Origin of the sequence: Moraxella oculi, assembly GCF_023336735.1 — a bacterium.
Lineage (GTDB): Bacteria > Pseudomonadota > Gammaproteobacteria > Pseudomonadales > Moraxellaceae > Moraxella > Moraxella oculi.
This window is the reverse complement of the sequence record NZ_JAMBAQ010000005.1, coordinates 34748-51575: the sequence shown is the minus strand read 5'-3', so window position 1 is coordinate 51575 and position 16828 is coordinate 34748. Positions and strand designations below refer to the sequence as shown.

General features: G+C 44.1%; 7 protein-coding genes. 4 read left to right on the top strand and 3 right to left on the bottom strand.

The window, feature by feature from the left end; all coding sequences use genetic code 11:
• Positions 1–40 precede the first annotated feature (40 nt).
• Positions 41–1072: a tRNA dihydrouridine synthase DusB gene (gene dusB / locus M2R47_RS03750; protein ID WP_249099181.1), complete on the top strand. Its 1032-nt coding sequence runs from the start codon at positions 41–43 to the stop codon at positions 1070–1072.
• A 16-nt stretch (positions 1073–1088) separates the two neighbouring features.
• Here the strand turns inward: dusB and recD are convergent, their stop codons facing one another.
• From recD to M2R47_RS03735, 3 genes are read right to left on the bottom strand one after another with little or no spacing between them, the layout of a single operon-like run.
• Positions 1089–3074: an exodeoxyribonuclease V subunit alpha gene (gene recD / locus M2R47_RS03745; protein ID WP_249099178.1), complete on the bottom strand. Its 1986-nt coding sequence runs from the start codon at positions 3072–3074 to the stop codon at positions 1089–1091.
• Positions 3075–3082: 8 nt separating this feature from the next.
• Positions 3083–6988, bottom strand: a complete 3906-nt coding sequence (locus tag M2R47_RS03740) for a UvrD-helicase domain-containing protein (protein WP_249099175.1) — start codon at positions 6986–6988, stop codon at positions 3083–3085.
• 22 nt (positions 6989–7010) lie between these two features.
• The gene (locus M2R47_RS03735; protein ID WP_249099172.1) at positions 7011–11075 is read right to left on the bottom strand and encodes an exodeoxyribonuclease V subunit gamma; all 4065 of its coding nucleotides are present in this window, start codon (positions 11073–11075) and stop codon (positions 7011–7013) included.
• A 249-nt stretch (positions 11076–11324) separates the two neighbouring features.
• On the opposite strand from M2R47_RS03735, the gene dnaE reads away from it, so the two are divergent.
• From dnaE to cysE, 3 genes are all read left to right on the top strand, one after another.
• Positions 11325–15074, top strand: a complete 3750-nt coding sequence (gene dnaE / locus M2R47_RS03730) for a DNA polymerase III subunit alpha (RefSeq protein ID WP_249099169.1) — start codon at positions 11325–11327, stop codon at positions 15072–15074.
• A gap of 40 nt (positions 15075–15114) precedes the next feature.
• On the top strand, positions 15115–15921 hold the full coding sequence (locus tag M2R47_RS03725) for an RNA methyltransferase (protein WP_249099167.1): 807 nt from the start codon (positions 15115–15117) through the stop codon (positions 15919–15921).
• 73 nt (positions 15922–15994) lie between these two features.
• On the top strand, positions 15995–16786 hold the full coding sequence (gene cysE / locus M2R47_RS03720; RefSeq protein WP_249099333.1) for a serine O-acetyltransferase: 792 nt from the start codon (positions 15995–15997) through the stop codon (positions 16784–16786).
• Positions 16787–16828: the final 42 nt, after the last annotated feature.

Sequence of the window (16828 nt, the reverse complement as noted above, 5' to 3'; positions counted from 1 at the left end):
ACGGCAACCACTTAATTAACAATTTAACAATTACCGCAACATGCCAAAACCTCCAAGCACCACCGAGCCAACAGCTCAAAAAAACACCCATGCCCTCCTCACACCTTTAAAAATAGGCGGTTTGGAAATAAAAAATCGCCTAATTGTCGCCCCTATGGCAGGCGTTACCGACAATCCTTTTCGCAGGCTGTGTAAATCTTTTGGAGCAGGTCATGCGGTCAGTGAGATGATCATCGCCGACACAGCGTTGTATGCACGCAAAAAATCATTATACCGGGCAAATTTTCATGGAGAAATCGCACCAATTTCAGCTCAAATTGCTGGGGCTGAGCCTGACAAACTGGCTGAAGCAGCTCGTTTTCAAGTGGCCAACGGTGCACAAATGGTGGATATCAATATGGGTTGCCCTGCCAAAAAAGTGTGTAAAAAATTAGCAGGTTCAGCACTACTACAAGACGAATCTTTGGTAAAACAATTGTTACAGACTGCTGTCGATGCTGTTGATGTACCAGTAACTTTAAAGACACGCCTAGGCTTTGCCAATGGTCAAGAAAATATTCTAAAAATCGCCCAAATCGCTCAAGATGCTGGCATTGCCGCCATCGCCATTCACGGACGCACGCGTGAAGATTTTTATACAGGTCATGCTCGCTATGAACTTATCGCCCAAGTCAAGCAAGAGGTTGACATTCCCATCATCGTCAATGGCGACATAGACAGCCCAGAAAAAGCCAAAGCAGTGTACGAAAAAACAGGGGCGGATGCGGTGATGATTGGGCGTGCTGCACAAGGCAAACCTTGGATTTTTAGGGACATCATTCATTATTTAAGCACCGGCGAATTATTAGCACCCCCAAACATCGATGAACTTCGGCAAATCGTACTATCACATCTTGAAGAACTCTACCGTTTTTATGGCGAATATTCAGGCTGTCGAATCGCACGAAAGCACATCGCATGGTATACAGGCGGATTGCCAAACTCAAATGCTTTTCGTGAAGCAATGTACCAAGAAGAAACGACTACAAAGCAGTTTGAGGTGGTCAAAAAATTTTTGCAGCAGCCACAGTAGCAACGCTCCGATACGGTTATAAAACACCAAGCCCTGTACTTCTGATGGTTGGCGTGGTAACCGCCAGTTGTAAAGCATGCAAAGTTGCATGAATGCTTACTTGCTTTTTAGCACGAGTAACAGCGGTATAAATCAACTCCTTACAAAGCAACCGAGCATGCATATCATCAAATACCACCGACACCCTTTCAAACTCCGATCCTTGCGACTTATGCACTGTGATGGCGTAAGCAGTTGCTACCGTATCGCCACCAAGCATGGCAACTGACACTTTTTTTAGGACATTGCCATCAAAATACACCGCCAACTCCCCTTGTTGCTGCACGCACACGCCGACATCGCCATTAAACAGTCCCAAATCATAGCGATTGACCTGCACCATCACCACCCTCCCGTGATACCACGCTGATGTTGCCATGGTGTTTTTTAAGTATCGCTTATGCCGTTTGGCAATGAAGTTATTAATGCTTGCATCGCCTGCCGTGCCGACATGGGAAGCGGTTAAAATGCGGTATTGATTCAAAACCTCCATCAACTCTTTGATCTTGAACTGCCGTGCATCATCAGACAATTCATCAAAGCCGAATAATAACTTTTTGGTGGCTTGGAAATAGCGTTCATAACCCTCGCACAACTGATGGTAATAGTCAACATTTTTGGCGATGTCATTAAAAGTCAATGCCTCATGCTCATGCACCAGTGCCAGCACTTGTAGTGATTTATTGCCATCATCACAAGCTTCATTGATGAGCGTTGCCAGCTTACCGACCGCAGAATGAGCATCAAAACGCCTTGACTCCACAAGATGAACGCGATGCGAGTACAAAGAGGGCACACGACATAAATCTGACAATACCGCCCCTGCTTCCACCGCTGCCAGTTGATGCGCATCACCCAGTAAAATCAGTCTTGCACCAGTCTTCACTGCCGATAGCAGATGACAAGACAGCTCCATGCCCAACATTGATGCTTCATCTACAATGATGACATCATGCGATAACGGATTGCCTTCATGATATCGTGGCAAGGCATTTTCACCAATGCCTAGAAGTCGATGAATGGTTTTTGGCTCTGGCAAGTTGATGTTGACGGCACTGTTTTTTAATGAATTGGTTAATGATTCGCTCATACGCTGTGCCGCCTTTCCTGTTGGGGCTGCCAATGCCAACTCAATGTCTGGATTTTGTGTGACTAACGCCACCACAATCTGTGCTACTGTAAAGGTCTTTCCTGTGCCAGGGCCACCTGTGATGATGGCAAATGGCTGCCTACTGACCATTTGTATCGCTTGTTTTTGTGCCTCATTAAGCTCTTGTGGCAAATTGGTTGCATCAAAATATCCAACCTCCCCTCCACAAATGCGTTCAATATGCCCAATCGTCATCTTTTCTGCATGATAAGCACGATTGGACCATAGGCAGAGCACCTCATCAGTATTTTTATAAATGATTGGCGTACCGATTGCAATTTGATCATGATGAGCGAAAAAACGACTCGCCTGCAAAGCATTAACCAATCGATCAACATCATCTTTTAAGACGACTTGAATCAAGTAATACGCTCGCAACATGATCAAAAACACCTCATAAAGCCGCCTTTGATGAGCCGTGTTACCAGTGTGATTGAGAACATTCAAAAAATCACGCACATGGCAATCAATCAGTTCAGACAGCCCCGCTGCATCATCAGCATACTCCTCAATGCTGGCAAGCACTTCCTTAAAATCAACCAGATCAGCATGATCTGCAAAAGATGACTCCAAATATGTTTGAATGGGGGATAAAAGACACTCCCAGACATTTTTTTTGTCTTTTGGCACCATTGTAACAGTATGCCCTTCTGACAATGACAACATACCAGCAAAGCTTAATGCGTGAAATAGACTGACTTCTTGTTTGTTTAGACGAGCAGTGTTTGTCAGCATGTTTTTGGCACCATACCAATGTTCATTTTCGTCAATACGCATGCTGACATAACGATCGATGATGGATGTATTAATCATAGTCACACTCAACTCAATAAGTTATCCAAATGTCTCACAAGTTCGATTGGCACCTCCCACACCAGTCGCCCCAATGAATGATCATTGGTAATACCCCGCAAGAACAAATATTCAACCGAACCCAAATACTTATGCTCATTACCCACATAATCACTGATACGCATTTTTAATAAACGGTGTAGTGCTACCTGATAGATGGCAGCTTGCAACCAATAGCCTGCCGCATCCATCGCATCATTCATGGCAGATGGATGGTAGTCTTGTAGCAAACTTCCTAGAAAATTTGATTTGTAATCAAGAATATAAAACCTACCATCATGCTCATACATCAAGTCAATCTCACCCTTTAGATGACGATAGCAACACCGATTTTTGTCATCAAAAAGCGACATGGGCTTATCGCAATACTTAGCAAATACCGCATTCAACTCATCAATACCAAACCCTTGCTTGATGCCGAGCAAAAAACCAAGCTCACGAACGCTGTTTTTGACATTCAGTGAACATAAGGACATACCAGATGCTGCAAATGGTGCATGAATGATCTCATCAATCCACAGCACCAGCTGGCGATGCGGCGTATTCTTATCATCAGTCATCTCATGATTGGGTAACTTTTGGGCTTTTTGACTCATGTATTCGGTCAATCCCATCAGGCGTGCGACTTCATCCACCGTCCGACTGATGTTTTGCAAAATTTGACTTGGTTCGCCTTGCACTGGCACTTTTTGTAGTACTTGATGCAAAAAATCCCCTGCTGTCAAGCCGCGCATGAAAGTATGACGAATGTCATCAACCACGGTCTCATCAGTCATGCCCACCAACACTACCTCACCATAATCAGAATGACCGACCAGCCTTGACCTTGATCTTTCAAGCCGATCAACCAGTGAAGTAAAGCTTGTTTGACATTCCCCAAAAAAATCTGCATTTGGTATGACATCATTCCAAGCATGATAATCAATCAAACTCAACTCATCACAATCTGACTCATAAGGCATCTTAATGTAGTCCTGTGCGTCCAGATTAAGCCAGTCCATCTGATTTTGCATTCTAGATGGCATCGTCAAAGTGATGTCGGTTGTCTCACACCATAAAAATAATGGTCGCAAATCCAGTTGTTTTTTTTGTCTTAACTCCTGCGTAACCACATACACCTGTTCAGAAGCACGAGTGAGTGCCACATACGCCAAGCGTTTTTTTTCATCCAAACTTTCTTTTTGATCAAGTTCTTTATAATGATTCTCTTTCTTTGACTGATGCGGCGTTGGCGAAATGCGTCTTTGGAATTGTTCATTGCTGTATGGATAAAATACCGTGTTATTTGCTGATACGGCCTTATCCAACCCCAGTACATAAACGATGGGAAACTCCAGACCTTTTGACTGATGAATCGTCATAAGATTGACACCAGACTCACTTGGCAAAGCTTGTCTTTTATAATCATCAGGCACTTCCAAACCTGCCATCATGCTCGCTTCATACCACTCAAAAAAAGCCAACTGCGGCAAATGTGCCTGCTCACCAACCAATTGCAATATTTGCCAAACATCTGCCAAATATCGCTCGCCAAGTGGTGCAATCGCCAGCCAAAGTGATTCGGCTTGATGGGAAAATGGATATGTAGATAAAGCAAAATTCAACGCATCGGTAATGCCAAATAGTCGCCATTTGTCAAAAATTTTATTCAGATAAATCAACAGCTCCTGTTTTTGCTTGTCTTGAACAGCCCGATTATTTTTGTGTTCGATGGCATCATTACCGTCATCATCGCCACCTAATATTGCCATGGCCTCATCAATACTTTGACCAAATAGTGATGAGGTCAGTAATCTGCCTAATTTTTCAACATTTCCCATTTCCATGCACGCCAAAAGCAAGGTATGAATGTCCAGACCTGCTTTCGTCTGGAACACATTGACTTCACGAGCTGCGATGGACGGTATGTGAAGTGCGTCTAAACATGCTTTGATGTTGGATAGGTCCACATGCCGTCCGCTTAATACGGCGATGTCATTAGGCTGTATGGCACGCTGTCCATTGGATGTTTGTATGGTGTGTTTGCCTTGCAATAAGCTGTTAATGTGCCAAGTAAGCATTTCCAACATGTCATGTTCACTGTCATTACTTGCTTGCAAAACAGCAAATGGCAAATGACCCAAATAGCTAGGCAACTGCTGCTTTGACGACTGCCAAGACACTCTTTGTGTCTGATTATGAGCGGTGATTTTTTGATAATAAATGCCGTCGCCCAAGTCGGCATGGCAGTTATTCTCACCTCCAGAAAACCATGAGTTGAGTGATTCAATCAACGCACCATTAGAACGACGATTGACAGTGAGCGTCAAGTCTTGGTTGATGATGGGTTGATCATTCTCATGGCTCACTCCCATACTTTTCATGTAGTTGTAGTTGGCGACATCACCACCTCGAAAGCGATAAATCGCCTGTTTAGGGTCGCCCACAAGCAACAAAAAACCACGAGATGAAGCCTGATCATCCACCTTCTTAGTTTTTGCCTGCCGAATCATCTTTGACAAATACACCTGATGAATGAGCTCAACCTGAGCACCATTGACATCTTGGGATTCATCAATGAGTGCCACAGGATAATGGTGGCGAATATGCCTTGCCAAATTTGGGTTGGATTTTAATGCTTCATTAAGCCTATTCATCTGAATGGTAAAAGTGGTCTTACGCTGATTTTCCAACCAAGCTGGGATCTTTTGCTGTACTTCCAAGGCGATTTTTCGGTACAAATAACGCCGATACTGACTGGGCAACTCTTTGATTTGCTGATAAATACCCTCAAGATCTGACACATGTTTTTCAATGAAAGTCATTAAAGTCTGCTTGGCACATTCATCATGCTTTTTATTGAAAAATTTGTCTTTTTCTATGGCATCATCAATCGCATCCAACCACTTGATGTGAGATTCTTGTAAGTGGTTGATGGCATTAATACCAAACTGTCGCAACAACTCAACAATTTCAAACAGATGATGCCAGCCATTCATCAAGGCATTTCTGCCATTCACACCTACCGAGGTACGGTAGTCTTTGTCGGCAAATGCTTGAATGCTGGACAACTCTGTTTGTAAAAATTCATCCACCTTACCCTGTAAGACTTTGAGAAATTCATCATCAATTTGGTCAATCTCATCAATCGGCACACCGAAAAACTGCATCGTCAAATTGACCGATTCATACGCTTTTTTCACATCGCTAAAAATATTAGAATGTCGAATCAACTCATATAGCCGTGGTTCTTGTGTCATGACATGGGCATGGGTATGGCGTAGTGCGTCATGTATGATGGCGGTCGTCATATCAGCACTGTCATAAAGAATGTCCATTTTGGATCGATGCCCTATCTCGGCTGAGAATTCTTTGAGCCATTTTTGAGCCAGGCTGTCCAAAGTACCAACGAACAGCTTATCCAGTGTGGCAAGCAACAACCCCACTCGGCGTATTGCCTCATCAAAGTCTTTCACATCTTGATTTAACAAATATCCAATCAAATGCACATTGATGGGATCTTCAAAACCCTCAACATTCGCCATGCTCGCCTGCGACACAATATCGTCCAGACGCTCTTGGATATCCATACTGGCATCAAACCATGAATCATGCAACGATTGTTTTGACTTAATCCAATTCAAATAACGATAAAAGACCACCAAACGCTCTTGGATGCGTTCTTGCATTTCAGCGGCGGCGGCACGCGTGAAGGTCGTAGCAACGATGCGTTCTGGGGCGTATTTTTCTTCGACAAGCAAACGCAAAATGATGCCTGTCAGCGTCCAGGTCTTACCTGTACCAGCCGAAGCCTCGATCAGATAAGCCCCTTTGAGTGTGCAGGCAATGGCGGGTAAGGTCGTTGTGGAAGTTGTGGGGGTTGTGGAATTCGTCATCTCATTCATCGTCAATGGTTATTTAAGCATCATCAAGCACACTAAGGCGGCTCATCATTGGCTTGTATAAAGGCACGCTCAATTGTCCTACGCCATTCATCACATCATCTGGATTGGCATCACCAATGATCAGCTGGGCATACTCGTCCATCTCATCATGCTTGATAACCACCTCTTCATGATCTGCCAAAGCCTTCTTCAACGCATTTACTGGTAATAAAATCAATGGCGTCTTCGTAGCGATTAGGGCAAACAACACCAAATTTATCAAATATCGCTTGGCAACATTAGCACAAACTGGGGCGAATTGATACACACTGCCTGCACTTAGACCAATGACTTTTAGCTGAGTTGATGATGGCGTAAGGTATTGCCACACACTCGCTCCTCGCCCATGTTTAACATCATCTTCGGTTGTCTGCCGATGAATCTGCCATATCAAATGCCAAACCCAAAAGCCCATCAGCTTATCAGCCGATGCTTTACTGACCAAAACATTCAGCCAAACCATCTCATCAGACGCAGGCATGTCAGCAACGACCTTGATGTCATGTTGTCCCAAACCGACAGTGATCCTCTCTTCACATGTGGTGGTCTTCATGGAAGAAAAATCCGTCGCCTGCATTGAATCATCGACCAACGCGTGATGTTTAATCACTTCAAAAAATGCCATGAATTGATCCTTAATAAATTCTGTCGCATCCTGCAACACCTGTGAACGCACCACGCCAGCAGGCAGTTTGGCATCATGGTATAAGGCATCAAGTTGTGATAACTCTTTGATATTTTGTTCTGTCATTTGCATGGCATTCATGTCATCTGGTTTTTTGCCGTCAAACACACCCAAAGCAAACGCCTTGATGATCACCTGCCTAAGCTGCCAATCGCCCAAACCATCTAATGACAAAGGTTCGTTCATCTCATCCACCTCTGATGATTTGGCAGTGGCAAATTTACCATACAAATAATGCTTGGCAGGTGATTTGATGGCATTGATGATCATTTGAGCAGTCAGTTGATTGGGTGGTGTCAAGCGATATTGACAAATCAACTCATCAATATCTTGAGCAACATGCTCGCCTTGAACATTGTTTGACAAAACATCAGCAAACCGCTTCAATTCATCATCACTTGGCAGTGTGGCAAATGGCTTATCGTCATGTGGGCGTTTGGCATCAATGATTCGCCTTACTTGTTGCCAAATGGGAGCAGGCGGCATGGACAATCTTTGCTCTTGCTTTTTGTTATTAATAAAACCAAGTAACATCTCTGCCAAACTTTGACTCTCAGGTTGGGACTGACTGTCATAAAACACCCCTTTTTCAAAACTCATTGCATGATGATAAGTAACCAAATACCGCTCAATCAAACTGGGCAATAATGCAGCAACCGCCTGCACATCCTCATTAGCCGCTTCAAATTGCCAATCAACATCTGATTTAAAAAATTCAATGAGTTCGCCAACAGGTGAGGCTGGCAATAATACCGTACTGCCATCGGTGCTTAGACCGTCATAAAAAATTGCACAGGCATCTTTGGTACATAAGATTGCGTCTAAAAACGCCCCATTATCATCATCTTCGTTCGTACGATCACCACGGCGTTTAAGTCCCGCCTTCATCAAGTCCAGCCGCACATTCTTATCTTGTCTGGGGAAAGCAGACAGGTTCATGCCCAACATGAGTGTCAGACCAAAAGGAATGCTTCTTAAAGCACCAAATCTTGCCACCGTAATCACGCCAGACGGTTCAGCAGCGATTGTTTGCATTGCCACCGCATCTGATAAGCTTTCTAGCACAAATTCAAGACTCATGCGAATGTCATCAGTATGAGTCGCACTGTCTGCATGACGATGATAGTTGGCATTGGCACGCAAGCTTGACATCATCGCATTCTTAGCATCAAAGATGGCACGCATTTGCACACTTTGTTTACGGTCATAAAAATAATCATTAATGAGTTCATGCTCAATTTTTTGGAGCCATGACTGCACCGTATCAACCTGATGATACATGCCAGAAAATCGTGTCAATGCCTCATGAATCGCACAAAGAGCTGTTACGATGTGTGCGTCATTTAAGCTGACGCCATCAAGTGGCAAGGTGGCATCTTTGATGGTGGGATTGACCCAATCAGACGGATACAACAAATCACTTGCCGCTTGTGCATTTGGTGCGATGAATCCTAGTACAATGCGATCAAGCGCATAACTGAATGTATAACGATAATCGGTATCGGCGATATGCAGAGTTTGACTGATGTGGCGTGCATCAAAGCCCCGCTTAAAGCCTGCCTGCACCAGCAAAGCTTTGGCACGATAAGCCCCCTCAAAACCCAAGCCAAAACTTTCATAAACACTTGGATTCATCAGCCATTCAAAAAATTCATGTGCATAAAACCGAGCATCTTGCATGCCAAGCAAGCGATAAAACCCGATGATCGCTTGCATCAGTTCATCTATCGTACGGTCGGTTGTGCCTGTGATTTTGATGGGTAATCTAAGACCATCAATACCCACGCCATCAGGAAAGACGGAGCGAATCACATGTTCAGCCTCTTGAGCATCAGGCAATAATATCACCACATCTGATAACTTACGAGCCACACCATCACCATAGTCGGTATTAAGATAGCGAGCAATCATCGTGCGCGCAATTTCAAGCTGTCTTGTCAGGCTATGGCAAGCATGAATACTTAACTCTGGTATGGCGTGATCAGACTGGGTGTCTAGGGTAAATGTGGGTTTTTGGCAGTTTTTTTGGGTCAGGGCAAAAAGCACTTCTTGCATTGCCACGCTGTCGTTATCCTCACCCAGCATTAAAATGTCTTGTTTGAGTCTTTGTAGTATGCCCGTTCCAGCACCATTGACAAATTTGTCTTGCCAGTCAATTTTGATGGCGGCGTCTGTGTCATCAGAACAGATTTTATTCAGTGATTGTTCATGCTGATTGACTAAGGCGTCATCGTGTTCATAATAAAAATCACCTCCTGACATGTCAGCAAGCATGGCAAAAGTCTCACGAGATTCCTTGCCCAATCTAGACAATAATCCATGTCCATAATCTTTTAGGTACACCATCTGTGGTTGAATGATGCGTTGGGTTAAAAGCCAGTTTTTATCCACAATGTCCGCCCAAAACATCTTTGATGGATTAAAGTGCAATAGGCGTATATTGATTTGAAGCGATAGCTTTTTTAAAAACATCAGTTCCACTGGTGGGATCTGCTGCACCGTGAACATATACAGATTTTTTGGCAACTCATCGATTGCTAGACTTTTTACAGCCTCGCCGCGCTCACCATTTAGCACTTGCCAAAACCTTGTTTCTAGCTGTTCTCGATAGTTGTAAACTTCCTTGAACAATACCCACCACAAATGGCGAAGCAGTCGCTCTAAGGAATGGTAATGGGCATACAACCAGTCAGGCGTACCTTCTGACTGCCCAAAACTTTCGCCAAATTGGTCTTTTTGACGAATCATTTCTTCAACCGACATGGGCAAAGGCTTGTCCAAAGACCAAGCTTCTAGCCATTTTGGGCGTTGGGTTAAATATCGCACATAAACTTTTGCCAACTCATCACAAGTCTGCCAAAGACGATGTTCCAAAATGCTTGGTCGCACATCAGCCACTCCCTCATCAAAGCGTCGTGATGATTGCGTGTCAACAAGTGATTTAAATAAAAAATGTAGCTCATCATCGTCATCATTTAAAATCCGCTCCAAATCCGTCTTGGCAATCTCACTCAAATACCCAAAAATTCGCCAACGCATCACCGAGCCAGACAATACCGCCACCTCAGGCACGGCCAATCCATCATCATGAAAGCGAGCGTCAACATTCAAGACGGCATCAATCATACGCCACTGATATCGACCCCAAAATTCTGTGGTTAAGAGCGTGCTGATTCCTGCTTTCAATGCCACCTGTTTAGACAGCCAATCACCCAACACCATTGACGGCACAATCACCACAAATGGACAAAATATGACATCTGTCAAAGACTGATGCTGGTGATTTTTTTCGTAAAAATGAATGAGCTGATCGACCAACTTATTTGTATCATTAGACTGAATGATTTGAAACATAACGCAGATGGCAATTTAAATAAAAGATAAAATGAGATTGTACCTTGATTTGGTCAATTTTACCATGAATGAGTGATGTTTTGATGTGCATCACTTCATTGACTAAACATTTAAAGACCGCATCAAAATTTCATTAATGGCAGTAATTTTTACACAACACTTAAAAATACAACCAATCAGTGGTATAATTCTAAAGTTTATTTTCATGATTTTTGTCATTTTCACTTCATCATAACATCAAGGACATTCATGGCATTTGTGCATTTGGGCGTACATAGTGAATTCGCCATCGTTGATTCTATCGTGCGTATCAAAGACTTGGTAAAAGCCGCTAAGGATGATGGGCAGACAGCGTTGGGATTGGCGGATTTAAACAATATGTTTGCTGTGGTCAAATTCTATAAAGCATGTATTGGGGCGGGCATCAAACCCATCATTGGCCTTGAAGCAACGATTGGTGAGTCTGCTGACCGCCATGCTCAAGACGCTGCTCACACCGTCATACTCTACGCCATGAATAACGACGGCTACAAAAATCTATTACGACTGCTGTCAGATGCCTACACCGACCGACCCATGAATGACAATGGCACGGTTGCCATCAGCACACCCATCATCACCAAAAAAGCATTATTCAGCATGAATGATGGCATCATCGCCATCTTAACCAACCGTTCAGAGACCAGCACCGTATTAACAGGCAACCACCCAGAGCAATTTGGCGAAATTGTTAAGCCTTGGCAGGAGGTTTTTGGCGATCGATTATACCTATCCATTCGACGCACACATGTCGGTGATGATGATTATAATCGCCAAGCCATCATTCAAGGCTCAAAAGCAGGCATTGCCATCATCGCTCATAATGATGTGCGTTTCATGAATCCAGTACCACAAAGTACAGGATTGGGCAGAGACGATGAGGTTGGCAGCGATTTTGATGCGCACGAAGCACGCGTATGTATCACCACAGGTTATACGCTAGACGACCCCAATCGTCCAAAAAACTACACACAATCACAATATTTTCGCACCCAGCAAGAGATGATGACACTGTTTTATGACTTGCCCCAAGCCATTGAAAACACCCATCTGCTTGCCAGCCGTTGCAATGTTACGCTGACGCTTGGCATCAATGTATTGCCTGAATTTCCCATACCTGAGGGTGAAACGATTGAAAGTTTCTTTAAAAAAGTCAGTGCCGAAGGTTTGGATCAGCGTCTTGCCAAGCTCTACCCCATCGATTCTCGTGATGACACATGGCATGAAATTTTCAAGGCATACCAAGAACGCCTCGATTATGAACTAAGCATCATCTTAAAAATGGGATTTCCAGGTTATTTTCTCATCGTGATGGATTTTATTCGTTGGGCGAAAGCCAATGGCGTACCCGTTGGTCCAGGTCGTGGTTCTGGTGCGGGCTCATTGGTGGCATATAGTCTCAACATCACCGATCTTGACCCCTTAGAGTACGACTTACTTTTTGAGCGATTTTTAAATCCTGAACGCGTCTCAATGCCAGACTTCGATATTGATTTTTGTATCGAGGGGCGAGATCGTGTGATTGATTATGTCGGTCGCACTTATGGCAGGCAGGCGGTGTCTCAAATCATCACTTTTGGTACAATGGGTGCCAAAGCGGTGGTGCGAGATGTTGCTCGTGTGCAAGGTAAACCCTTAGGGTTGGCTGACAAAATGTCGAAGCTCATTCCAAAAACTCCTGGCATTTCATTGGCACAAGCATTGGCAGAAGAACCTCAGCTTCAAGAAATGCTCAAAGACGACTCAACCCACCCAGATCATGATGCCGCTGTCGAAATATGGGAAATGGCACAAAAATTAGAGGGCATCACTCGCAATGTCGGCAAACATGCAGGTGGCGTACTCATCGCCCCCAATCGCATCTCTGATTTTTCTGCGGTGTACTGTGATGATGAAGGGCATCCTGTCAGCCAGTTTGATAAAGACGATGTTGAATCGGTGGGGCTGGTCAAATTTGACTTTTTGGGCCTGCGAAATCTGACTGTGATCCAAGCTGCGGTGGATAACATCAATCACACCCTTGCCAAGCTGGGTGAGCAACCGATTGACCTTGAAAAACTCCCCCTTGATGATGAAAAGGTCTATGAATCAGTCTTACAATCAGGAAATACCACCGCCGTATTCCAGCTTGAAAGCTCAGGTATGAAAAAATACCTAAAAAAACTCAAGCCCACCAACATCGAAGATGTGATTGCGATGTGTGCTTTATATCGCCCTGGTCCTTTAGAATCTGGCATGGTTACAGACTTCATCGACCGAAAGCACGGCATTCAAGAACCTGCCTACCCACACCCAGATTTCCAGCATGAATGGCTAGAACCTCCACTAAAAGCCACTTATGGCGTCATTGTTTATCAAGAACAAGTCATGCAAATCGCTCAAATATTGTCAGGCTACACCCTAGGCGGTGCTGACATGCTACGCCGTGCGATGGGTAAGAAAAAGCCTGAAGAGATGGCAAGGCAACGCAGTATTTTTGTTGATGGTGCCATCGGTCAAGGCGTGTCAGGTGAGCTGGCTGGACAAATATTTGATTTGGTTGAAAAGTTTGCAGGCTACGGTTTTAATAAATCACATTCTGCTGCCTATGGCGTGCTTGCTTACCAAACCGCTTATTTAAAATACTACTACCCTGCCGAATTCATGGCAGCGGTCTTAACCTCAGAAATGGACGATACAGATACGATTGTTTTTTTGATTTCTGATTGCAAAGATAACTTTGATTTGTCTGTCATTCCACCTAGTGTCAATCACAGTGATTGGAAATTTGTTGTACAGGATAAAAAGACCATCATCTATGGGCTAGGTGCAATCAAGGGCGTGGGAGAAGATGCGGTTGCCAGCATTGTCAAGGCTCGTCAAAAAGGTGCGTTTAAAGACCTTTATGATTTTTGCAATCGTGTCGATATTAAAAAAGTCGGCAAGCGTGCCTTAGAGGCGCTCATCTGTGCTGGTTGTTTTGATGATTTGGCAGAGCGTATCAAGCCAGAGTTTGCTGATCAGCAGTTACGCCACCACATTCGTGGAGGGCTTTGGGCACAACTACCCACCGCCACAAAAGTCGCTGAACAAAATCGTCAAAATGAACTGGTTGGCACTTTTGACTTGTTTGATGAGATTGACGATGGCTTATCCACCGCTCCACAGTTACCAAATGTCATATGGGGCGATCAGACACGCCTAAAAGGGGAAAAAGATACCCTAGGGTTATATTTGACAGGGCACCCATTAGACAAATATCGAGATGAGCTTAAAAAATACACCAATACCAACCAACTGTCCAATCTTAGTGATTTGGGCTATAACAAATACGCACAAGTGGCAGGTTTGGTCATTGATGTGGCAAACTTTGGTAACAGAGTCGCCATCACCTTAGATGATGGCAGTTGTCGTGTGGAAGTGAGTTGCTTTACTGATAAATTCACAAAACTAAAATCAATTTTAGAAGCCAAAACACCAAATGCCACTGAATTGCGTAAAATACCCAAAGAAGACTGGGAAGGCATTGAAGACCTAAATGGCGTCATCATCATCGCCAAACTTAGCGTGCGTGAATCCGATGGAAGAATTTTCGCCAGAATGCAAGACGCCATTTCATTGACTCAAGCTCGCATCAAACATTTATCCGCCATTAATATCAAGCTACACGCTCATGACACCAAGGCTTTATCGGGCGTTTTGTCGCTATTAAAAGAATCCGTGCCGCCAGCAGACATGCCCCACATTGATGACGATGAAGAGATTGACGATGCCATCGCTTATGATGAAGCAGGCAATGAAATTACCCTGCCAAAGCACACCACCATCAAAGACGGCTGCCTACCTGTCTCATTATTCATCTATGATGACTGTAGCGTCTCACGACTGATGGTTAATGAGCGTTTTCGCTTATATCCTAGTGATGGTGTGCTTAGCGGATTACAATCAATACTGCCACCAGATCACATCTTATTAAAATAATGGGCAAATTCATCAACCCAAAAAAACCACAGTAGCAACCATGAATATCCTAAAACATTTAAAGCACATTCGCATCATCATGATTGGCACAACCCTACCTGCCAATATTGGCTCTGCCGCTCGTGCCATGCACACCATGGGATTAAGTGATCTTGTCGTGGTCAATCCTCGCCTGCCAATTGATGAGACAAGCCACGCAAACGCTGCAGGTGCGACCAGCGTTCTTAACAACGCTGTCATTGTCAATACACCAGAGGAAGCATTGGCAGATTGCTCACTGATTTTCGCCGCTTCTGCTCGCACACGCCATTTACCACGCCCTGTTGTTAGCCCCAAACAAAGTGCTGACATCTTAACAGACTATTTTAGCCAGCATGACAATTCTCAAAGACCCAAAGTTGCCATTTTATTTGGGCGTGAGGACAGAGGACTGACCAATGATGAACTGGCGATTGCAGATTACCACATTCAAATCCCTGCCAATCCTGACTATCCTGTACTCAATGTCGCCTCTGCCATTCAGGTCATCAGCTCATTCATTTATGACGCATTTTATCAAATGACTCAACTCACGCCAAAGAACGCCCAACAACATGAATGCCAGCCACTGATGCTCACCATTCGTCAAGATTGGGACGAACCTGCCATCACTCATGCCCAAAAACAGGCACTGAATGATGCCGTGGTTGATTTGATGACACGCCTTGACTTAGCAGATGCTAATCATCTAAAAAACCTACCACAGCGCCTGTCTCGTTTGACCAGCCGATTACAACTTGACCAAAAAGAACATGCTTTACTGCGTGCATTAATCGCCAAAATCACTCAAAAATTAAATCCTACCTAATAGTTGGCAAATTTGGTGTAATGATTTACAATGAGACAAAAACACACCGACCAATAAGGATTGCTCCGTGTCCATCCTCACAAGACTAAAACATCTCGCCACTCAAATCAACGATGATGTTGAGGCGGTGCTGGCAAAAGATCCAGCTGCTCGCACCAAGATTGAAGTGCTTGCCACCTACCCAGGGATTCACGCACGCACCTTGCATCGTGCCGCTCACACCCTATGGAACAAAGAACATAAATTCGCTGCTCGTGCTTTATCACATGTTGGTCGCATGGTAACTGGCATTGAGATTCACCCTGCCGCCAAAATTGGTCAGCGGCTGTTTATTGACCATGGTATGGGTGTAGTCATTGGAGAGACCGCTGAAATTGGTGATGATGTTACTTTGTATCACGGTGTTACCTTGGGGGGGGTTTCCTGGGAAAAGGGTGCCAAACGCCACCCAACACTGGGAAATCATGTCGTGGTTGGTGCTGGCGCAAAGATTTTAGGCGGATTTAATGTCGGTAATCATGCCAAAATAGGCTCAAATGCAGTCGTCATCAAATCCGTTCCTGACAACGCCACAATGGTAGGATTTGCTGCCAGAATGATTGATAAAGATCACAAAAAAGACGCACCAAAAGTAAACCATGAGCAAAACCAAGTAGCCAACGAATTATTCAATGCTTACGGATTAAAACCAGACAATCACGACCCTATTGCCACCAGCATCGCAGCGTTGCTTGCTCATATCCAACATCAAGACAAACAAATCAAAGAGTTACAATGTGCCATTTGTCGATTAGACCCCAGCTTTTGCCCTGATGACGATGCGATGGCCATTTGCAAAGATGATTTAGAAGTGCTAAATTCCTAATATATACCAAATGAGCCATAGGATAATGTAGGGTGGGCTATG

Excerpts from the sequence above, each read along its gene's own strand:
- M2R47_RS03735 (WP_249099172.1), bottom strand. The coding sequence starts at position 11,075 with ATGTTTCAAATCATTCAGTCTAATGATACAAATAAGTTGGTCGATCAG.
- dusB (WP_249099181.1), top strand. The coding sequence starts at position 41 with ATGCCAAAACCTCCAAGCACCACCGAGCCAACAGCTCAAAAAAACACC.
- dnaE (WP_249099169.1), top strand. The coding sequence starts at position 11,325 with ATGGCATTTGTGCATTTGGGCGTACATAGTGAATTCGCCATCGTTGAT.
- recD (WP_249099178.1), bottom strand. The coding sequence starts at position 3,074 with ATGATTAATACATCCATCATCGATCGTTATGTCAGCATGCGTATTGAC.
- M2R47_RS03740 (WP_249099175.1), bottom strand. The coding sequence starts at position 6,988 with ATGACGAATTCCACAACCCCCACAACTTCCACAACGACCTTACCCGCC.
- M2R47_RS03725 (WP_249099167.1), top strand. The coding sequence starts at position 15,115 with ATGAATATCCTAAAACATTTAAAGCACATTCGCATCATCATGATTGGC.